Genomic DNA, 19,139 nt, shown 5'->3' with positions numbered 1-19,139 from the left:
GCGGGACCCCAGCACGGGGTTGTGCGTGCCGCATGCGGACGACGTGGAAGGATCGTGACGTGTTGCGCTGGATTACCGCAGGTGAATCGCATGGGCCCGCTCTGGCCGCCATCCTCGAGGGAATGGTCGCCGGGGTAGAGGTCACCTCCGACGATGTGACCCGGCAACTCGCCCGCAGGCGGCTCGGCTTCGGCCGGAGCCCGCGGATGGGGTTCGAGACCGACCGGATCGAGTTCGTCGGCGGAGTCCGGCACGGACGCACGCAGGGCGGGCCGGTCGCCGTCCAGATCGAGAACGCCGAGTGGCCGAAGTGGGAGAAGGTGATGTCCGCCGACCCGGTGGACGCCGCCGAACTCGATGGCCTTGCCCGCAACGAGAAGCTCACCCGGCCCCGTCCCGGGCACGCCGACCTGCCCGGCATGCAGAAGTACGGTTTCGACGACGCCCGGCCGGTGCTGGAACGGGCCAGCGCGCGGGAGACAGCCTCGCGTACCGCGCTCGGCACCGTCGCGCGTGCGTACCTGCGGCAGCTTCTGGGTGCGGAGGTGATCAGTCACGTCGTGTCGATCGGCGAGGCCCAGGCGCCGGAGGGGCCACTGCCACTGGCGGCGGATCTGACGGCCATCGACGAGAGTCCGGTGCGCGCGTTCGGCGCCGAGGCCACCGATGCCATGGTCGCCGAGGTCGATGCCGTGCGGAAAGCCGGAGACACGGTCGGCGGCGTGATCGAGGTGATCGTCTACGGCCTGCCACCCGGTCTCGGCTCACACGTGCACTGGGACCGCAGGCTCGACGCGCGCCTCGCGGGTGTGCTGATGGGCGTACAGGCGATGAAGGGCGTGGAGGTCGGCGACGGTTTCACCACCGCGCGCCGCTGGGGCAGCGCCGCGCACGACGAGATCGACGCCGGAGGTGAGGGCCCGGCCGGGGTGACCCGGCGGTCCAACCGGGCCGGTGGGCTCGAGGGCGGCATCACCAACGGCGAACCCCTGCGGGTGCGGGTGGCGATGAAGCCGATCTCCACCGTTCCCCGCGCACTGTCCACTGTGGACGTCGCCACCGGTGAGCCCGCCGTGGCGATCCACCAGCGTTCCGACGTGTGCGCCGTGCCCAGGGCCGGCGTGGTGCTGGAGTCGGTGGTGGCGCTCGTCCTCGCCGACGCCGCGCTGGAGAAGTTCGGCGGCGACTCGCTCGTCGAGAGCAGGCGCAACGCCGAGTCCTACCTTCGAGAACTGGAGCAGTGGTGGCCCCGCGCGCGGTGATCGTCGGACCCCCCGGCTCGGGCAAGACGACAGTGGGGAGATTGCTGGCCGAGGCGCTCTCCGTCGGGTTCCGGGACACCGACGCGGACGTCGAGACCAGGGCCGGGACCTCGGTATCGGACATCTTTTCCGCCCACGGCGAGGCGGCTTTTCGTGCCATGGAAGAGGAATCGGTCGCCGTCGCCCTGGCCGAACACGAGGGTGTACTGGCGCTCGGCGGCGGCGCGGTCCTCTCCGAGACGACCCGTGCCCTACTCGCCGGGCATCCGGTGGTGTTCCTCGCGGTGGGCATGGCGGAGGGAGTCCGGCGCACCGGCATGTCCAGCGCCCGGCCACTGCTGGCCGGGTTCAATCCGCGCGCCACCTACAAGGCACTGCTCGACGCCCGGTTGCCGATCTACCGGGAGGTCGCGACGCTGGAGGTGGACACGGACGGTTCGGACCCGCCCGCGGTCGCCGCCGAGATCGCGCGCAGGCTGGCCGACCTCGCCGACGACGCCGCCGCACCGGAACCGGGTCCGTGACGGTGCTCCCGGCCCGATCCGCCGCCGTGACCGCCCGGTGCACGGCAAGCCGACCAACCGAAACGGAGTGCGGGATGACCGATCCGGTCCGCATCGAGGTCTCCACCGCGAGGCCGTACGAGGTCGTGGTGGGCCGCGGCCTGCTGGCCGAGCTGACGGAGGTGCTGCGCGAGGCGTCGAAGGTGGCCCTGATCCACCCGCCCACACTGACCACCACCGCCGAGGCGATCCGCGAGGAACTCGCCACCGCGGGCCTGGACGCGCACCGGGTGGAGATCCCGGACGCCGAGGACGGCAAGGCGCTGTCGGTCGCCGGATTCTGCTGGGAGGTGCTCGGCCGGATCGGCCTCGACCGCCAGGGCGTCGTCGTCGGACTCGGTGGCGGTGCGGTCACCGACCTCGCGGGGTTCGTCGCGGCCACCTGGATGCGCGGCGTCCGCCTGGTCAACGTGCCGACGACGCTGCTCGGGATGGTCGACGCGGCGGTGGGCGGCAAGACGGGCATCAACACCGACGCGGGCAAGAACCTGGTCGGCGCCTTCCACGAGCCGAGCGCGGTCCTGGTCGACCTGGCGACGCTGGAAACCCTGCCCCCCAACGAACTCGTGGCCGGGATGGCCGAGATCGTCAAGGCCGGGTTCATCGCCGACCCGGCGATCCTCGAGCTGATCGAACGGGACTCCGCCGCCGCGGTCGACAGCCGGGGGGAGGCGCTGGGCGAACTGGTCCGGCGATCGATCCAGGTCAAGGCGGACGTCGTCGCCAGCGACCTGCGTGAGTCCGGGCTGCGCGAGATCCTGAACTACGGGCACACGCTGGGGCACGCCATCGAGCGCCGCGAACGGTACCGCTGGCGGCACGGCGCCGCTGTGAGCGTGGGCCTCGTCTTCGCCGCCGAACTGGCCCGGCTCGCGGGCAGGCTGGACGACGCCACCGCCGACCGGCATGCCACCGTGCTGCGCTCGCTGGGGCTGCCGGTCACCTACGACGCCGACGCTCTGCCGCAGCTCATGGAGGGCATGCGCGGCGACAAGAAGACGCGCTCCGGTGTGCTGCGGTTCGTGGTGCTGGACGGTCTCGGCAGACCTGGACGGCTGGAGGGACCCGATCCCGCGCTGATCGCGGGCGCGTACTCCGCGATCGCGGCGGAGAACACCGGGACCGGGGGAATGCTGCTGTGAAAGCGCTGGTACTCAACGGCCCCAACCTCGGACGGCTCGGCACCCGGGAGCCAGGGGTCTACGGCGCCACCACCTACGCCGACCTGGTCACGCTCTGCGTGAGCGCCGGGCGGGAGCTCGGTGTCGAGGTCGAGGTCCGGCAGACCGATCACGAGGGCGAGCTGGTGGGCTGGTTGCACGAGGCCGCCGACGGCGGGTATCCGGTGGTACTCAACGCGGGAGCCTGGACGCACTACTCGATCGCCGTGCGCGACGCCGCCGCTCAGCTCACCGCGCCGCTGATCGAGCTGCACATATCCAACGTGCACAAGCGGGAGGGTTTCCGGCACCACAGCGTGCTTTCCGACATCGCGACGGGCGTGGTCGCCGGACTCGGCGTGGACGGTTATCCGCTGGCCCTGCGCTGGCTGGCCACGCGGCCAGGCTGACCGGAACCCGGTGGGCATGGCCGACGAGGTTCCGGAACTGCGCGCCGGGCGCCTGGTGCTGCGCGGCCTCACCTCCGCCCCGGACGATGTCGACGCCGCCGTGCGCCTGCTCGCAACCACCGGCGGCGCCCGGCAGCCCGCGGAAGAGGTGGGCGGCCGGGAAGCGGTCCGGCGCGGTGTGCTGGAGCGGGCCGCCCAGGCCGGCCAGGAGGGGCTCGGTGACTGGCTGCTGGATCTCGACGGCCAGGTCGTCGGCCTGGCGTCGCTGCGACCGTCCGGAGAACTCCCGGGCGGGGTGACCGAGCTCCGCTGGTTCCTCGATCCGGTCCTCGCCGACCGGGGGCCGGCCATCGAGGCGGTCCGCGAACTGGTGGACCACGGACTGCGCACCCTCGCCCTCCCCGCGGTGTGGACGCTGCTGCACGAGTCGGACACCGTGGGCCGGAACCTGGCCCGGCGACTGGGTTTCCTCGACGTCGGCGGCGGATTCCACCGCGGTGCCGCGCATCGGGTGTGCGTCGCGCTGCCGGTCCCGGAGGGCAGGCCGCACCACATCGAGCTCTGGGTGCCGGACCTGCGGCGCGCCGAGGCCAGCCTGGGCTGGCTGCTCGGCGAACTGGGGTGGCGGGAGTTCCAGCGCTGGTCCGCGGGCGTGAGTTGGCAGCTCGGCCCGACGTACCTGGTCGTCGAGCAGTCGCCCGCGATGTCGGACGGGAGGCACGAACGCCTGCGTCCGGGACTCAACCACCTCGCGCTGCACGCCGGGACCCGCGCCCGGGTCCGGGCCCTCACCGCCGCGTCCGCCGGACACGGTTGGTCGCTCATGTTCGCCGATCGCCACCCGCATGCCGGCGGGCCCGAGCACTACGCCGCGTACCTGGAGAACGAGGACGGATTCGAGGTGGAGCTGGTCGCCACGACGCCCGTCACCATGCCCGCCGGCTCGCCCTCGCCGGATCCGTCGACGCCCTGGCGCCCGAACGGGTGATGGCTCCGTAGACTGGCCGCATACGCGGGCCGGGTCGGTCCCGTCTCGGACGGATCGGCTCGCGGGTGCGAGGGATGGAGGTAGGGCTTCGGCATGCGTGCTTCGCACCGGAGACGGCGGCCTGCCGTCCTGCCCGTCGCGCTCGTCCTCGCGGCCGTGGTCGTCGCGGGCTGCTCGCCCAGCGACGCGCAACCCCGCCCTGGCGAGCGGACGGTGGGCGGGACCACGGAGGGGCAGAATCCGCCACCGGACCGGCCGGCCGTCGCACTGGCCACCGACAGTTCCCGGGAGAGCGACGCGGTGATCGCCGCGGGCGGGGCCGACGCGCCGTACAACTACGCGCCCGCGGTGATGCGGGACGAGGGGCGCACCCGGATGTGGTGGTGCAGTCAGTACGGCGCCGCTCCGCCGGCGGGTGACGACATCCTGCACGCGGAGGCCGCGGACATCGAGGAGCCGTTCACCGGACCCGACGGTGCCGCACCGGTGCCGGTGCCGGTGCTGTCCGGCAATCCCGGTGGTTTCGACGGGGTGCACACCTGCGATCCGTCGGTGATCCGCGTGAACGGCACGTACTACATGTACTACACCGGCGCCGCGGGTGACCACGCGCTCGGCAACTCGATCGGCCTGGCCACGAGCACCGACGGCATCTCGTGGGCGCGTGCCAACGGCGGTGAGCCCGTCGTCGACCCGGCGCACGACACACACCGGGACAACACCTACGGAGCGGGCCAGCCCGCCGCCGTCCACCTGGACGGCTGGTTCTACCTGATGTTCACCGACACCACCGGCCGCGAGGCCGGCTGGAACGGCGCAGGACAGTTCGTCGTGCGCGCCAAGGATCCCGCGTTCACGACCGAGGTGCAGGCGCTGAAGGCGGACGGTTTCCGTCCCGCGCCGGGGACGGGTGCGCCGCGCACGGACTCACTGGTCGACGCGTTCAGCGCCGACCTGATGTGGGTGGACGCTCTCGACGCCTTCGCCATCGCGCACGAGACCCGGGACGGCACCACCCTGACCTTCTGGGACCGGGAGTTCACCGCGAACCCCTTCGAACCGGTGATCATCCCGGGCCCGTGGCGGGAGGGTCCCGGCCTGCTCCGGGAACCGGAGGGGCACGCCAGGATCTCCACCAGGGACCCCTGTGACCGGGTGCCGGTCGACGTGGTCCGTGCGACCGTCACCGGCGCGGCAGGGGCGCCGACGGATCTCCGGCACTACGGCATCGACCTGCAGGGCGTCGGTGCCTGCACGGATCCGGCGCGCACCCTGCGCGTACTCGACGGTGTCGCGATGCCCTCCCCGGTGCGCACCATGGACGTGGTCGTCGAGGGGAAGGTCGTGCGGGTGGACCGTCGTTCGGTGGCGGAGGCGCTCGCCGGCCGCGTGCTGGATCGCCGGCTGCCCGTGCTCGACACCTTCCCGGTCGCGACCCGCCTGCGGGCCGGGGCGCCGGCGCTACGGGCGCCGGGCTCCGGGACCGGCCTGCTGCTCGACGACGGCGCGCTCTGGCCGATCGCTTCGGACGAGATCGCCGAACTGAACGACTCGGCGCTCGAGGCGGTCGACGACCAGCGGTGGAACGCCTACCCGGTCGGTCCCGTCCTCGGACCCTGACCGCCGTTCCCGCCCGCGCACAATCGGCCGCGCGGCTACCCGGGCCGCTCCGCTAACCGGGGCGCGCGGCTACCCGGGGCGTCGGCTGCCGGGGACCGGCCGGTGGCTGCCCGCGCGCCCTGCGATGCTCACTCGGCCCGCGGCCGGGGGCGGCGCCGCCCGGAGCCATGTCCGGCACGGTCCGCCGCCGGACCGGCGAACCCACCGGGCACGGCCGCCGGCGCCGGCGTGGGCCGGTCGTCCTCCGGCTCAGGTTCGTCCTCGTCCCGGCGACCGGCGGGGGCGCGGAGCCTGCCGCCGACAAAGAGCCCGAGTCCGGCGGGCACCAGCACCAGCAGCGCCGTGAACGCGGCCCCGCCGGTCAGCGCGGGCAACAGCTCCCGGAGTCCGGTCTGATCGACCAGCAGCGACCTGCCGATGACGCCGAGGATGCCGGCGACCGGCCCGGCGAGCAGCGCCGCGACGAACCAGGTCCGGCCGCGGTCGCCGCGGCGCAGCCAGCCGTCCAGCGCGCTCCACAGAGCCGCCGCGCCGACCAGCAGGGCGATGACGAGAGCGGTGATCACGTCGGCGTCCGACGGCGCCTGCACGGCGATCTTGGCGAGTGCGACCTCGGCCGCGGCGTGCAGCACGGCCAGTCCGAATCCGCGGAGCAACCACGATGGCATCGGCTCACTGTAGGCGACGGTCCCGGAAGGCCGACCTCTAAGCTGGTCCCCGTGCCCGACATCCATGCCACGCGTCGCTCCGCCCTGCGCCACGAGCTCCAGGAAGCCGGCCTCGACGCGCACCTCGTGACCGACCTGCTCAATATCCGCTACCTCACCGGGTTCACCGGATCCAACGCCGCGCTGCTCGTGCACGCCGGTGGCGACGAGGGAACCCTCTTCTGCACCGACGGCCGCTACACCGCCCAGGCGGGCACCCAGGTGCCGGACCTGGAACTGGTGGTGGAACGGGCGAGCGCGCCGGACCTGGCCCGGCGTGCCGGTGCCGCGGCGGAGCGCTACCGGACGACCGGGTTCGAGAGCCAGCACGTCAGCGTCGAGCAGCACGACTCGCTCGGCGCCGCGGCGGCGGGGGTCGAGCTGCGCCGGGCCCCGGGGATCGTCGAACGGCTCCGCCTGGTGAAGGACGCCTCCGAGGTCGAGGCCATCCGGACGGCCTGCGCCGCGGCCGACCGGGCCCTCGCCGATCTGATCGGTGCGGGCGGCATCCGGCCCGGCCGCACCGAGCTGGAGGTGGCCAGGGACCTGGAGAACAGGATGCTCGACCACGGTTCCACCGGCGCCGCCTTCACCTCCATCGTCGCTGCGGGCGCGCATTCGGCGATCCCGCACCACCGGCCGACCTCCACGGTGCTCGCGGCGGGAGACCTGGTGAAACTGGACTTCGGTGCCACGGTGGACGGCTACCACTCGGACATGACGCGCACCTTCGTGCTCGGCGAGCCCGCGCACTGGCAGCGCGAGCTGTACGAACTGGTGGCCCGGGCGCAGCGGGCGGGCACCGAGGCGGTCCGCCCCGGTGCCGAAGTGGCCGGGGTGGACGGCACCGCGCGGGCGGTGATCGCCGGGGCCGGGCACGCCGAGCACTTCGCGCACGGTCTCGGCCACGGCATCGGCCTGCAGGTCCACGAGGCACCCAGCCTCGCCAAGACCGGCCTCGGTACACTGGCCGCCGGCATGGCGGTCACCGTCGAGCCTGGCGTGTATCTCGCCGGCCGTGGCGGGGTGCGCATCGAGGACACGCTGATCGTGCGGGACGGTACTCCCGAACTCCTCACCCTGACCAGCAAGGAACTCGTGGCCCTGTAGGCCACGCCCGGACCAAGACAACCGGACTGAGACAACAGGAGACACCGAACTCGTGGCCACCACCAACGACCTGAAGAACGGCCTGGTCCTGAACCTGGACGGCCAGCTCTGGAACGTCGTGAACTTCCAGCACGTGAAGCCGGGCAAGGGCGGCGCGTTCGTCCGGACCACGCTCAAGCACGTCCTCACGGGCAAGGTCGTGGACAAGACGTTCAACGCGGGCACGAAGGTCGACACCGCGACCGTGGACCGCCGGAACATGACCTACCTGTACAACGACGGTTCCGACTTCGTCTTCATGGACGGCGACACCTTCGACCAGATCACCGTCCCGCCGGAGACGATCGGCGAGCAGGCGGGTTTCATGCTGGAGAACACCGAGGTCCAGGTCGCGGTGCACGAGGGCGTCCCGCTGTACGTGGAGCTGCCCACCTCGGTCGAGCTGGTCGTCCAGCACACCGACCCCGGCCTGCAGGGTGACCGGTCCACCGGTGGCACCAAGCCGGCGACGCTGGAGACCGGCGCCGAGATCCAGGTGCCGCTGTTCCTGAGCACCGGCGAGAAGGTCAAGGTCGACACCCGCGATGGCCGGTACCTCGGCCGTGTGTCCGGCTGAGCGCCTGGTGACCTCCGGACACTCACCGAAACGCGGCGGCCCGATCGGTCGCCGGGCGGCCCGCCGCCGCGCCGTCGAGATCCTGTACGAGGCGGCGCAGCGCAAGACGGACGCGATCACGCTGATCGCCGACCGGGTCGGCGCGGTCGAGGTCGACCTGATCGCCGACTACACGATCAGCCTGGTCGAGGGCGTGACGACGCAGCGGGAGCGGATCGACGAGCTGCTCGCCGAGCACGCGCAGGGCTGGACCCTCGACCGGATGCCCCCGGTGGACCTCGCGGTGCTGCGCACCGGCGTCTACGAGCTGCTGTGGTCGGCCGACGTGCCCGATCCGGTCGCCATCGACGAGGCCGTCGGCCTGGCCAGGGAACTGTCGACGGACGACTCCCCGCGGTTCGTCAACGGCGTGCTGGGCCGGATCGGCAACATCGCCGACCGGCTTCGCGCCGTCCTCTGACACCGGTCCCGCTGTGGGCCCGCGCGCGGGCCCACAGCGGCGAGGAAACGGTGCGCGGACAGGGGGCGGGAGTCCCGCTGTCCACGCCGGTCGTCAGTCCTCTTTGGACGGGCGAGCCTCGGGAGGCAGCACTCCCCAGTCGATGAGCTGCTCGGTCAGCTCGCCGGGCGTCATGTCGTAGATGATCGCCAGGGAACGCAGGTCCTCGGTGCGAATCGAGAGCACCTTGCCGTTGTAGTCGCCGCGCTGGCTCTGAATGGTCGCCGCGTAGCGCGCGAGCGGGCCGACCTTCTCGGCGGGCAGTTGCTGCAAGCGTTCCAGATTTATCACGATCTTCGTCGCGGGCTCCGCGCCGGAGGGAACCCGGCCTTCGGGGAGCAGTTCGACCACCGGAACGCCGTAGAAGTCGGCCAGCTCGGCGAGCTTCTGCACGGTCACGGCACGGTCACCGCGCTCGTAGGAGCCGACGACGACCGCCTTCCACCGTCCGCCGGACTTCTGCTCGACTCCGTGCAGGGACAGGCCCTGCTGCTGGCGGATACCGCGGAGCTTGGCCCCGAGCGCCTTGGCGTAATCGCCCATCTGGTTGTTCTCCGTTTCCTCGTCCCGTTCGGTCGCACGACCGACGGGGAACTCCTGAGTCGAACACTCAGAGTAATGGTTACGCGTTGTCGTCACCAGGTCAAGCGGATCACGGTTGGTGGGCGTGGCGGAAGCCACCCGCACCGGATGCGCCCGCGGGCCGTCGCTGCTGCTACTGTCGCCGCAGATTTCCATTCCACCAGGGGAAATCGACGTCCTTTAAGGACCCGTCCAGTGAGGCGGGGAAGGAGGTCCGCCGTGGCGTCACGCCCACGTGGCGCGGCGGAACCGGCGGGGGAGCGCGAGCTCCTGTCCGCCGGTGATGTCGCGCGAACCATCGCCCGGATGGCCCATCAGGTCATCGAGAAGACCGCGCTGGGTGCGAGTTCCGTCGCCCCACCCGTGTTGCTGGGTATCCCCACCAGGGGGACACCACTGGCGATCCGGCTGGCCGAGCGCATCGCCGAGTTCGCCGACGTGCGGGTGCCCACGGGTGCGCTCGACGTCACCCTCTACCGGGACGACCTCCGCAGCCGTCCGCCGCGTCCACTGGAGCAGACCGCGCTGCCCGAGTCCGGGATCGACGGCCGCGTCGTCGTCCTCGTCGACGACGTGCTGTTCTCCGGCCGGACCATCCGCGCGGCCCTCGACGCCCTGCGCGACCACGGCAGGCCGAGTGCTGTCCAGCTCGCCGTACTGGTCGACCGCGGGCACCGGGAGCTGCCGATCCGGGCCGACTACGTGGGGAAGAACGTGCCCACCTCGCGCTCCGAGGACGTCGCGGTACTGCTGTCGGAGACCGACGACCGGGACGCCGTGCTGCTGCGCGGCGGGGACGCGGGGGAACGCGAGTGAGGCACCTGCTGGCGACGGACGGCCTGGCCGCCGACGAGGCGACCGCGATCCTGGACACGGCGGACGAACTCAAGCGCACCCTGCTGGGCCGTCAGGTGAAGAAGCTGCCGACCCTGCGCGGCCGCACGGTGGTCTCGATGTTCTACGAGAACTCCACCCGCACCCGGGTGTCCTTCGAGATCGCGGGCAAGTGGATGAGCGCCGACGTGATCAACGTGTCGGCGAGCAGCTCCTCGGTGAACAAGGGCGAGTCCCTGCGCGACACCGCGCTGACGCTCGCCGCCGCAGGCGCGGACTGTGTGATCGTCCGGCACCCGGCCTCCGGCGCGGCGCACCGCCTGTCCCGCTGGCTGGCCGAGGCGGGCACCGCCGTGGTGAACGCGGGCGACGGCACGCACGAGCACCCGACCCAGGCCCTGCTGGACGCCGCCACCCTGCGCGAACGGTTGGGATCGCTGGCCGGCAGGCGGATCGCGATCGTCGGCGACGTGGTGCACAGCCGGGTGGCCCGCTCGAACATCCACCTGCTGTCCACCCTGGGCGCCGAGGTGGTGCTCGTGGCGCCGCCGACGCTGCTGCCCGCCGGGGTGGGGGGCCTGCCGGTCACGGTCTCGCACGATCTGGACGCCGAGCTTCCGGCCGTGGACGCGGTGATGATGCTGCGGGTCCAGGCGGAACGGATGCACGGCGGCTTCTTCCCCTCCTCTCGGGAGTACTCGATCCGGTACGGGCTGAGCGAGGCGCGACAGCGGCTGCTGCCCGCGCACGCGGTGGTGCTGCACCCCGGCCCGATGCTGCGTGGCATGGAGATCGCCTCGGCGGTGGCGGACTCTCCGGCGTCGGCGATCACCGCGCAGGTCCGCAACGGTGTGCACGTCCGGATGGCGGTGCTGTACCACCTGTTGGCGGGCGACGGGGGCGACGGTGCCTGAGCGAACGCACCGCGCCTCGGCGGCGCGCCCCGTTCCCGTTCCTCGAGTTCCTGCCCGCCCCGTACCCGCGTCCGGCCGGAAGGCCCCGGACGTCCCGCGACCGACGAAGGAAAGCCGATGACCGATGTCCTGATCCGGGGCGCGCGCCCCTACGGCGAGGGGGAGCCGTGCGACGTGCTGGTGTCGGACGGGGTGATCGCCCGCGTCCTCGCCGGCGGCGAGCTCCCCGACGGCGACCTGCCCGGCGGTGCCGAGGTGATCGACGCGGCGGGCCTCGTCCTGCTGCCGGGTCTCGTCGATCTGCACACGCATCTGCGGGAGCCCGGCCGGGAGGACACCGAGACGATCGCCTCGGGTTCCCGTGCCGCGGCCCGTGGTGGCTACACGGCGGTGTTCGCCATGGCCAACACCGATCCGGTCGCCGACAACGCTCTCGTGGTGGAGCACGTGTGGCGCCGGGGCCGCGAGGCCGGACTGGTGGACGTGCACCCGGTCGGCGCGGTCACGGTTGGCCTCGGCGGGGAGCGCCTCGCCGAGCTGGGCACGATGGCGGCCTCGGCGGCGAACGTGCGGGTGTTCTCCGACGACGGAAAGTGCGTGCACGATCCGCTGATCATGCGCCGTGCGCTGGAGTACTCGACCTCGCTGGACGTGGTGATCGCCCAGCACGCCGAGGAACCGCGCCTGACGGTCGGTGCGCAGGCGCACGAGGGTGAGCAGGCGGCACGGCTGGGATACCCCGGCTGGCCCGCCTCGGCCGAGGAGTCGATCGTCGCCAGGGACTGCATCCTGGCCGCGCACGCGGGTGCCAGGCTGCACGTCTGTCACGTCTCGACCGCGGGCACGGCCGAGGTGCTCGCCTGGGCGAAGGGGCGGGGCACCCGGGTTTCCGCGGAGGTGACGCCGCATCACCTGCTGCTCACCGACGAACGACTGGGCAGCTACGACCCGGTGAACAAGGTCAACCCGCCGTTGCGCACGGCGCCGGACGCCGAGGCGCTGCGTACCGCGCTTGCCGAGGGCGTGATCGACTGCGTCGCGACGGACCACGCGCCGCACGCGGTGCAGGACAAGGACTGCGAGTGGGCGGCGGCGAAGCCCGGGATGCTCGGCCTGCAGACCGCTCTGTCCATTGTGGTCGCCACGATGGTGCGCACGGGCCTGCTGGACTGGCGCGGGGTGGCCAGGGTGATGAGCGAGCGGCCCGCCGAGATCGGCGGCCTGCCGGACCACGGCAGGCCGATCGCGGTGGGCGAGCCGGCGAACCTGGTCCTGGTGGACCCGGACGCGGAGTGGACCGTGCGTGGTGGGGAACTGGCGAGCATCGCCGGGAACACCCCGTACGAGGGAATGCGGCTGCCCGGCGTCGTCACGGCGACACTGTTGCGCGGGCGGGTCACGGCGGCGGCGGGGAGGATCGGCTGATGGACAGGTTCCTGCTCTCGCTGGCCGTGCTGGCCTTCTTCGCGTTGTGCGTGTTCGGCATGTGGCGCGGCTGGCGTCGCCAGGCCCGCGCGCAGAGCGTCGAGTTCCCGCCGTTCCCGGAGGTGCCCACCGAGCCCGGCCCGGTCTCGCTGGAGCTGCCGGGTCTGTACGTGGCGTCCACCCGCGCGGGGCACTGGCAGGAGCGCATCGTGACCCGCGGGGCCGGACTCCGGACCAGCGGCACCCTGCGGCTGCACCCGGATGGCATCGAGGTCGAGCGGATCGGCGCTCCGGGCTTCTGGATCCCGCGGTCGGCGGTGGTCGCGGTGGCCACCGGCCGGGGTATGGCGGGCAAGGTCATGGGCACGGACGCGCTGCTGGTGATCACCTGGCGTCCGGGCGAGGGAACGGCGGGACCGGTCGAGGTGGACACCGGTTTCCGGGCCGACGACATCGGCCGCTACCGGGCATGGATCGACGCGGTGCCCGTGCCGGGCCCGGTGGCCGCACACACCCGCGAGGCGGGCGGCACCGGCGAGGCGGGCGAGGGCACCGGCAGCAGTGGAGACGAGAACAGCGGAGAGGGTCAGCGATGACAGGCAGGCGGACGCCGGCGGCACTGGTGCTGGAAGACGGCCGCGTCTTCCCCGGTGCGGCCTACGGAGCCCGGGGGCGCACCCTCGGGGAAGTGGTCTTCTGCACCGGGATGACCGGGTACCAGGAGACGCTCACCGACCCGTCCTACCACCGGCAGATCGTGGTGCAGACCGCGCCGCAGATCGGCAACACCGGCTGGAACGACGAGGACGACGAGTCCGCGCGCATCTGGGTGTCGGGTTATGTGGTGCGCGATCCCGCCAGGGCGCCGTCGAACTGGCGCTCGCTGCGCTCGCTCGACGGCGAGCTGGCCGAGCAGGGCGTGGTCGGCATCTCCGAGGTGGACACCCGCACGCTCACCCGGCACCTGCGGGAGCGGGGCGCGATGCGCGCCGGGGTCTTCTCCGGTGACGCGCTCGTCACGCCGACCGGCGCGGTGCGGGCAGAGGCCGAGCTCGTCGACGAGGTACTGGCGGCCCCGCGGATGGCCGGTGCCGACCTGGCGGGCGAGGTGAGCACGGCGAAGTCCTATGTCGTGCCCGCTGTGGGGGAGCGCCGTTTCCGCGTGGCCGCGCTGGATCTGGGCATCAAGTCGAACACGCCCCGGATGCTGGCCGCCCGGGGCGTAGAGGTGCACGTGCTGCCGGTGTCCTCCACCGCGGACGACCTGCTCGCGGTGGAGCCGGACGGGGTCTTCCTGTCCAACGGCCCTGGCGACCCGGCCACCGCGGCGCACGCCGTGGAGCTGACGACCTCGGTGCTGCGGCGGGAGATCCCGCTGTTCGGGATCTGCTTCGGCAACCAGATCCTCGGCCGCGCACTCGGGCTCGGCACCTACAAGATGCGCTACGGCCACCGCGGCATCAACATCCCGGTGATCGACGTGGAGACGGGCCGGGTCGCGATCACCGCGCAGAACCACGGCTTCGCGCTGGAGGGCGAACCGGGACAGCGTTTCGACTCGCCGTTCGGTGCCGCCAGGGTGAGCCACTACTGCCCGAACGACGACACGGTCGAGGGCGTCCGCTGCGCGGACGTCCCGGCCTTCTCGGTGCAGTACCACCCGGAGGCCGCGGCCGGGCCGCACGACGCGGCCCCCCTGTTCGACGAGTTCGCCGAGCTGATGAGGAAGGCCGGATGACTTCCGCCCCCGCAGTTGCGGCCACTTCTCCCGCTGCCCCGGCAGACCCGGCGGCACGGATGCCCGTCACGACTCTGGAGACGTCCCTGTAATGCCCAAACGCACTGACATCGAGCACGTGCTCGTCATCGGTTCCGGCCCGATCGTGATCGGTCAGGCCGCGGAGTTCGACTATTCCGGCACCCAGGCGTGCCGCGTGCTGCGTGAGGAGGGTCTGCGCGTCAGCCTGGTCAACTCGAACCCGGCGACGATCATGACCGACCCCGAGTTCGCCGACGCCACCTACATCGAGCCGGTGACGGCGGACTTCGTGGAGAAGGTGATCGCCCACGAACAGGCGGCCGGCCGGCCGGTCGACTCGGTGCTGGCGACGCTGGGCGGCCAGACGGCACTGAACTGTGCGGTGGCCCTGCACGAGCGCGGCGTGCTGGAGAAGTACGGCTGCGAGCTGATCGGCGCCGACATCGACGCCATCCAGCGCGGCGAGGACCGGCAGAAGTTCAAGGACATCGTCCGCACGGTCGGCGGCGACGTACCGCGCAGCGCGGTCTGCCACTCGATGGACGAGGTCCGGGAGACGGTGGCGGAACTGGGCCTGCCGGTGGTGATCCGGCCGTCGTTCACGATGGGCGGGCTCGGCTCCGGGATGGCGCACACCTCCGAGGAGCTGGAGCGGCTGGCCTCGCTGGGGCTCGACGAGAGCCCGGTGACCGAGGTGCTGATCGAGGAGAGCGTGCTCGGCTGGAAGGAGTACGAGCTCGAGCTGATGCGCGACCGCCACGACAACGTGGTGGTGATCTGCTCGATCGAGAACGTGGACGCGATGGGCGTGCACACCGGCGACTCGGTGACGGTGGCGCCGGCGATGACGCTGACCGACCGCGAGTACCAGCACATGCGCGACGTCGGGATCGCGGTGCTGCGCGAGGTCGGCGTGGACACCGGCGGCTGCAACATCCAGTTCGCGATCAACCCCGCCGACGGCCGGATGATCGTGATCGAGATGAACCCGCGGGTGTCCCGGTCCTCGGCGCTGGCGTCGAAGGCGACCGGGTTCCCGATCGCCAAGATCGCCGCGCGGCTGGCGATCGGCTACACGCTCGACGAGATCCGCAACGACATCACCGGCGAGACCCCGGCCTCGTTCGAGCCGACGCTGGACTACGTGGTGGTCAAGGTGCCGCGGTTCGCCTTCGAGAAGTTCCCCGGCGCGGATCCGATGCTGACCACGACGATGAAGAGCGTCGGCGAGGCCATGTCGATCGGCCGCAGTTTCCCTGAGGCACTGGGCAAGGCGATGCGCTCGATCGAGACGAAGGCGACCGGGTTCTGGACCACGCCGGACCCGGTGGACACGACGCTGGAGTCCACTTTGGACGACCTGCGGACCCCGCACGACGGCAGGCTGTACGCGGTGGAACGCGCGCTGCGCCTGGGAGCGACCGTGGCACAGGTGCACGAGGCGAGCGGGATCGACCCGTGGTTCGTCGACCAGATCGCACTGATCGGCGAGGTCGGCGCCGAGGTCAGGGACGCCCCGGTGCTCGACGGCGAGCTGCTGCGCAGGGCCAAGCGCACCGGCCTCTCCGACCGGCAGGTGGCCGCGCTGCGTCCCGAACTGGCCGGGGAGAACGGAGTGCGCGCGCTGCGGCACCGGCTGGGCGTGCGGCCGGTCTTCAAGACCGTGGACACCTGCGCGGCCGAGTTCGCCGCGCGGACGCCGTACCACTACTCCGCCTACGAGTCCGATCCCGCGGCCGAGTCCGAGGTGACCGCCCAGCGGGACCGGCCGAAGGTGCTGATCCTGGGTTCCGGGCCGAACCGCATCGGCCAGGGCATCGAGTTCGACTACTCCTGCGTGCACGCGGCGATCGCGTTGCGCGGTGCCGGGTTCGAGGCGGTGATGGTGAACTGCAACCCGGAGACGGTGTCCACCGACTACGACACCTCGGACCGGCTGTACTTCGAGCCGCTGGCGTTCGAGGACGTGTTGGAGGTGGTGCACGCCGAGCGGGCGTCCGGCACGGTCGCCGGCGTGATCGTCCAGCTCGGCGGGCAGACGCCGCTGGGCCTGGCGCAGCGGCTCGCCGACGCGGGCGTGCCGGTGGTCGGAACCCCGCCGGAGGCGATCAACCTCGCCGAGGACCGGGGCGCGTTCGGTGACGTCCTGCGCGACGCCGGGCTGCCCGCGCCGCGCTACGGCACGGCCACCTCGTTCGACGGGGCGAAGCGCATCGCCGACGAGATCGGCTACCCGGTGCTGGTGCGCCCTTCCTACGTGCTCGGCGGGCGCGGCATGGAGATCGTCTACGACGAGGCGACGCTGGCCGGCTACATCGCCAGGGCCACCGAGGTCACCCCGGAGCACCCGGTGCTGGTCGACCGCTTCCTCGACGACGCCATCGAGATCGACGTCGACGCCCTGTTCGACGGCGAGGAGCTGTTCCTCGGCGGGGTGATGGAGCACATCGAGGAGGCCGGGATCCACTCCGGTGACTCGTCCTGCGCGCTGCCGCCGATCACGCTGGGCCAGACCGATCTGGAGACCGTGCGCCGGTCCACCGAGTCCATTGCCAGGGGAGTGGGGGTGCGCGGGCTGCTCAACGTGCAGTACGCCCTCAAGGACGACGTGTTGTACGTGCTGGAGGCCAATCCGCGTGCCTCGCGCACCGTGCCCTTCGTGTCCAAGGCGACGGCCGTGCCGCTGGCGAAGGCCGCCTCGCTGATCATGACCGGCTCGTCGATCGCCGAACTGCGCGTCTCCGGCGTGCTGCCCGCGCACGGTGACGGCGGCCGGTTGCCTGAGGACTCCCCGGTGGCCGTCAAGGAGGCCGTGCTGCCGTTCCACCGGTTCCGCACCCCCGAGGGGCTCGGCGTCGACTCGCTGCTGGGGCCGGAGATGAAGTCCACCGGCGAGGTCATGGGCGTGGACATGTCCTTCGGCAAGGCGTTCGCGAAGTCGCAGAGCGCCGCCTACGGCTCGCTGCCCACGGCGGGCCGGGTGTTCGTGTCGGTGGCGAACAGGGACAAGCGCTCGCTGGTGTTCCCGGTGAAGCGGCTTGCCGATCTCGGCTTCGAGGTACTGGCCACCTCCGGTACGGCAGAAGTGTTGCGGCGCAACGGGATCGGCTGTTCGGTGGTACGCAAGTACACCGCGCCGAGCCCGCCGGACGGTGCGGGTGAGGGCGAGCCGAACATCGTCGACATGATTCTCGCCGGCGATGTCCAGATGGTGATCAACACTCCTTACGGCAACAGCGGTCCGCGGATCGACGGGTACGAGATCCGCACCGCCGCGGTCGCGCGGGACATCCCCTGCGTCACCACGATCCAGGGCGCCGCGGCGGCGGTGCACGGTATCGAGGCACTGATCCGCGGCGACATCGGGGTGCGGTCCCTGCAGGAGCTGCAGGCGGCGCTGCGGGCGAGCTCGTGACGGCGGCGGGCTTCGGGGCCCGCCTGGCGGCGGCGGTGGCGGCCCGGGGCCCGCTGTGCGCGGGCGTCGACCCGCATCCGGCGCTGCTGCGTTCCTGGGGCCTGTCCGTCGACGCCGCCGGGCTGGAGCGCTTCGCGCTCACCGCGACGGAGGCGCTCGCGCCCCGCGTGTCGGTGCTCAAACCGCAGTCGGCGTTCTTCGAGGCACACGGCCCGGCCGGGGTGGAGGTGCTGCGCCGGGTGGTCGAGCTGGGCAGGCAGGCGGGCGCCCTGGTGCTGCTGGACGTCAAGCGTGGCGACATCGGTTCGACGATGGCCGCCTACACCTCGGCCTACCTGGCAGGCACCGGTCCGCTCGCGGCCGACGCGGTGACGCTCTCGCCGTACCTCGGCTTCGGTTCTCTCGGCGAGGCACTGGACACCGCTCGGGCCGAAGGGCGTGGCGTGTTCGTGCTGGCGCGTACCTCGAACCCGGAGGCGGCCGCGCTGCAGAACGCCCGCCTCGCGGACGGCAGGACGGTGGCTCAGTCCATTGTGGATGATGCGGCCGGGCGCAACGCCGGGATGGCGCCGGGGGGCGACGTGGGCGTGGTCGTCGGCGCCACCGTTCCGGCGGGCGAACTGGACCTGACGGCGCTCAACGGCCCCGTTCTCGCGCCGGGTTTCGGTGCCCAGGGGGCCACGGCGCACGACCTTCGTCGGGTCTTCGGCGAGGGTCTTCCCGGGGTCCTGCCGGCCTCCTCCCGGGACATCCTGCGGTACGGCCCGGACATCGCCGCACTGGCCGAAGCCGTTGCCCGGGCACAGGATTCGCTGATGGAATGACGGTCGCCCACCGCGGGTACCACCGTCACCATCCGCGTTCGGAGGGACACCCCCGCATTGTGGGCGGCATCGTGGGTCGGTACGGTCGCCCCACCCACCCAGATTTTGAGTACTACCGGAGGAAAACGTGGCACTTCCCCAGCTCACCGAGGAACAGCGTGCTGCAGCGCTGGAGAAGGCCGCTGCCGCTCGCCGCGCTCGCGCGGAGCTCAAGGAGCGGCTCAAGCGCGGCGGCACCACCCTGACCGAGGTGCTGAAGCAGGCGGATGAGGACGAGGTCCTCGGCAAGATGAAGGTCTCGGCTCTGCTGGAAGCCCTTCCCGGCGTCGGCAAGGTCCGCGCCCAGCAGACGATGGAGAAGCTCGAGATCGCCGCGAGCCGCAGGCTCCGTGGCCTCGGCGACCGGCAGCGCAAGGCGCTGCTCGCCGAGTTCAGTGGCGAGTGAGCAGCA

The 19,139-nt window shown here is 72.1% G+C and carries 19 protein-coding genes; 17 read left to right on the top strand and 2 right to left on the bottom strand.

Features of this window, described 5'->3' with window-relative positions; all coding sequences use genetic code 11:
• Nucleotides 1–59: 59 nt before the first annotated feature.
• The 6 genes from aroC to CFN78_RS12335 all read left to right on the top strand — a co-directional run bounded on the left by aroC (nucleotide 60) and on the right by CFN78_RS12335 (nucleotide 6,003).
• Complete coding sequence (aroC, locus tag CFN78_RS12360; RefSeq protein ID WP_094862874.1) at nucleotides 60–1,262, top strand: chorismate synthase; 1,203 nt, start codon at nucleotides 60–62, stop codon at nucleotides 1,260–1,262.
• Nucleotides 1,244–1,786, top strand: a complete 543-nt coding sequence (locus tag CFN78_RS12355) for a shikimate kinase (protein WP_094862991.1) — start codon at nucleotides 1,244–1,246, stop codon at nucleotides 1,784–1,786. The genes aroC and CFN78_RS12355 overlap by 19 nt, the downstream gene beginning before the upstream one ends.
• 74 nt (nucleotides 1,787–1,860) lie before the next feature.
• The gene (gene aroB / locus CFN78_RS12350) at nucleotides 1,861–2,967 is read left to right on the top strand and encodes a 3-dehydroquinate synthase (RefSeq protein WP_094862873.1); all 1,107 of its coding nucleotides are present in this window, start codon (nucleotides 1,861–1,863) and stop codon (nucleotides 2,965–2,967) included.
• Nucleotides 2,964–3,395 (top strand): type II 3-dehydroquinate dehydratase, encoded by a 432-nt coding sequence (gene aroQ, locus CFN78_RS12345; protein WP_094862872.1) that lies wholly within the window; start codon nucleotides 2,964–2,966, stop codon nucleotides 3,393–3,395. Before aroB ends, aroQ begins: the two co-directional genes overlap by 4 nt.
• A 16-nt stretch (nucleotides 3,396–3,411) precedes the next feature.
• A complete protein-coding gene (locus tag CFN78_RS12340; RefSeq protein WP_094862871.1) occupies nucleotides 3,412–4,383 on the top strand; it encodes a GNAT family N-acetyltransferase in 972 nt (323 codons plus the stop codon).
• 93 nt (nucleotides 4,384–4,476) lie between these two features.
• Entirely contained in the window at nucleotides 4,477–6,003 is a 1,527-nt protein-coding gene (locus CFN78_RS12335; protein WP_094862870.1) for a glycoside hydrolase family protein, read from the top strand.
• Nucleotides 6,004–6,131: 128 nt separating this feature from the next.
• Here CFN78_RS12335 and CFN78_RS12330 read toward each other — a convergent pair whose 3' ends face one another.
• Entirely contained in the window at nucleotides 6,132–6,671 is a 540-nt protein-coding gene (locus CFN78_RS12330; protein ID WP_205660501.1) for a B-4DMT family transporter, read from the bottom strand.
• 51 nt (nucleotides 6,672–6,722) lie between these two features.
• Here CFN78_RS12330 and CFN78_RS12325 point away from each other — a divergent pair, with 51 nt between their 5' ends.
• Genes CFN78_RS12325 through nusB form a run of 3 tightly spaced genes read left to right on the top strand, consistent with a single transcriptional unit; the run spans nucleotide 6,723 to nucleotide 8,896 of the window.
• On the top strand, nucleotides 6,723–7,820 hold the full coding sequence (locus tag CFN78_RS12325; protein WP_094862869.1) for a M24 family metallopeptidase: 1,098 nt from the start codon (nucleotides 6,723–6,725) through the stop codon (nucleotides 7,818–7,820).
• Nucleotides 7,821–7,872: 52 nt separating this feature from the next.
• Nucleotides 7,873–8,436, top strand: coding sequence for an elongation factor P (gene efp, locus CFN78_RS12320; protein ID WP_094862868.1), 564 nt, complete (start codon nucleotides 7,873–7,875; stop codon nucleotides 8,434–8,436).
• The gene (nusB, locus tag CFN78_RS12315; protein ID WP_094862867.1) at nucleotides 8,405–8,896 is read left to right on the top strand and encodes a transcription antitermination factor NusB; all 492 of its coding nucleotides are present in this window, start codon (nucleotides 8,405–8,407) and stop codon (nucleotides 8,894–8,896) included. Before efp ends, nusB begins: the two co-directional genes overlap by 32 nt.
• A 93-nt stretch (nucleotides 8,897–8,989) precedes the next feature.
• Here the strand turns inward: nusB and bldD are convergent, their stop codons facing one another.
• Nucleotides 8,990–9,478, bottom strand: coding sequence for a transcriptional regulator BldD (gene bldD, locus CFN78_RS12310; protein WP_003096372.1), 489 nt, complete (start codon nucleotides 9,476–9,478; stop codon nucleotides 8,990–8,992).
• Nucleotides 9,479–9,736: 258 nt separating this feature from the next.
• On the opposite strand from bldD, the gene pyrR reads away from it, so the two are divergent.
• The 8 genes from pyrR to mihF all read left to right on the top strand — a co-directional run bounded on the left by pyrR (nucleotide 9,737) and on the right by mihF (nucleotide 19,133).
• On the top strand, nucleotides 9,737–10,333 hold the full coding sequence (gene pyrR, locus CFN78_RS12305) for a bifunctional pyr operon transcriptional regulator/uracil phosphoribosyltransferase PyrR (RefSeq protein ID WP_094862866.1): 597 nt from the start codon (nucleotides 9,737–9,739) through the stop codon (nucleotides 10,331–10,333).
• On the top strand, nucleotides 10,330–11,265 hold the full coding sequence (locus CFN78_RS12300; RefSeq protein ID WP_094862865.1) for an aspartate carbamoyltransferase catalytic subunit: 936 nt from the start codon (nucleotides 10,330–10,332) through the stop codon (nucleotides 11,263–11,265). Before pyrR ends, CFN78_RS12300 begins: the two co-directional genes overlap by 4 nt.
• A 117-nt stretch (nucleotides 11,266–11,382) precedes the next feature.
• Complete coding sequence (locus CFN78_RS12295; protein WP_094862864.1) at nucleotides 11,383–12,690, top strand: dihydroorotase; 1,308 nt, start codon at nucleotides 11,383–11,385, stop codon at nucleotides 12,688–12,690.
• Nucleotides 12,690–13,286: a PH-like domain-containing protein gene (locus tag CFN78_RS12290; RefSeq protein WP_240519415.1), complete on the top strand. Its 597-nt coding sequence runs from the start codon at nucleotides 12,690–12,692 to the stop codon at nucleotides 13,284–13,286. The genes CFN78_RS12295 and CFN78_RS12290 overlap by 1 nt, the downstream gene beginning before the upstream one ends.
• Nucleotides 13,283–14,428, top strand: a complete 1,146-nt coding sequence (carA, locus tag CFN78_RS12285; protein ID WP_094862863.1) for a glutamine-hydrolyzing carbamoyl-phosphate synthase small subunit — start codon at nucleotides 13,283–13,285, stop codon at nucleotides 14,426–14,428. The genes CFN78_RS12290 and carA overlap by 4 nt, the downstream gene beginning before the upstream one ends.
• A 91-nt stretch (nucleotides 14,429–14,519) precedes the next feature.
• Nucleotides 14,520–17,864, top strand: coding sequence for a carbamoyl-phosphate synthase large subunit (gene carB / locus CFN78_RS12280; RefSeq protein WP_094862862.1), 3,345 nt, complete (start codon nucleotides 14,520–14,522; stop codon nucleotides 17,862–17,864).
• Nucleotides 17,861–18,688 carry an orotidine-5'-phosphate decarboxylase gene (gene pyrF, locus CFN78_RS12275; RefSeq protein ID WP_094862861.1) on the top strand — a complete coding sequence of 276 codons (828 nt, stop codon included), beginning with the start codon at nucleotides 17,861–17,863 and terminating at the stop codon, nucleotides 18,686–18,688. Before carB ends, pyrF begins: the two co-directional genes overlap by 4 nt.
• 127 nt (nucleotides 18,689–18,815) lie before the next feature.
• The gene (mihF, locus tag CFN78_RS12270) at nucleotides 18,816–19,133 is read left to right on the top strand and encodes an integration host factor, actinobacterial type (RefSeq protein WP_094862860.1); all 318 of its coding nucleotides are present in this window, start codon (nucleotides 18,816–18,818) and stop codon (nucleotides 19,131–19,133) included.
• Nucleotides 19,134–19,139: the final 6 nt, after the last annotated feature.

It is taken from the genome of Amycolatopsis antarctica, assembly GCF_002262875.1.
In the GTDB taxonomy this organism is placed as follows: Bacteria; Actinomycetota; Actinomycetes; order Mycobacteriales; family Pseudonocardiaceae; genus Amycolatopsis; species Amycolatopsis antarctica.
Note: the sequence above shows the minus strand (reverse complement) of the source record. Positions and strands in the feature narration are given on the sequence as shown.

Coding starts and splice junctions, on each gene's coding strand:
- aroB (WP_094862873.1), top strand. CDS start 1,861: ATGACCGATCCGGTCCGCATCGAGGTCTCCACCGCGAGGCCGTACGAG.
- CFN78_RS12340 (WP_094862871.1), top strand. CDS start 3,412: ATGGCCGACGAGGTTCCGGAACTGCGCGCCGGGCGCCTGGTGCTGCGC.
- CFN78_RS12335 (WP_094862870.1), top strand. CDS start 4,477: ATGCGTGCTTCGCACCGGAGACGGCGGCCTGCCGTCCTGCCCGTCGCG.
- CFN78_RS12330 (WP_205660501.1), bottom strand. CDS start 6,671: ATGCCATCGTGGTTGCTCCGCGGATTCGGACTGGCCGTGCTGCACGCC.
- nusB (WP_094862867.1), top strand. CDS start 8,405: ATGGCCGGTACCTCGGCCGTGTGTCCGGCTGAGCGCCTGGTGACCTCC.
- bldD (WP_003096372.1), bottom strand. CDS start 9,478: ATGGGCGATTACGCCAAGGCGCTCGGGGCCAAGCTCCGCGGTATCCGC.
- CFN78_RS12295 (WP_094862864.1), top strand. CDS start 11,383: ATGACCGATGTCCTGATCCGGGGCGCGCGCCCCTACGGCGAGGGGGAG.
- CFN78_RS12290 (WP_240519415.1), top strand. CDS start 12,690: ATGGACAGGTTCCTGCTCTCGCTGGCCGTGCTGGCCTTCTTCGCGTTG.
- carA (WP_094862863.1), top strand. CDS start 13,283: ATGACAGGCAGGCGGACGCCGGCGGCACTGGTGCTGGAAGACGGCCGC.
- carB (WP_094862862.1), top strand. CDS start 14,520: ATGCCCAAACGCACTGACATCGAGCACGTGCTCGTCATCGGTTCCGGC.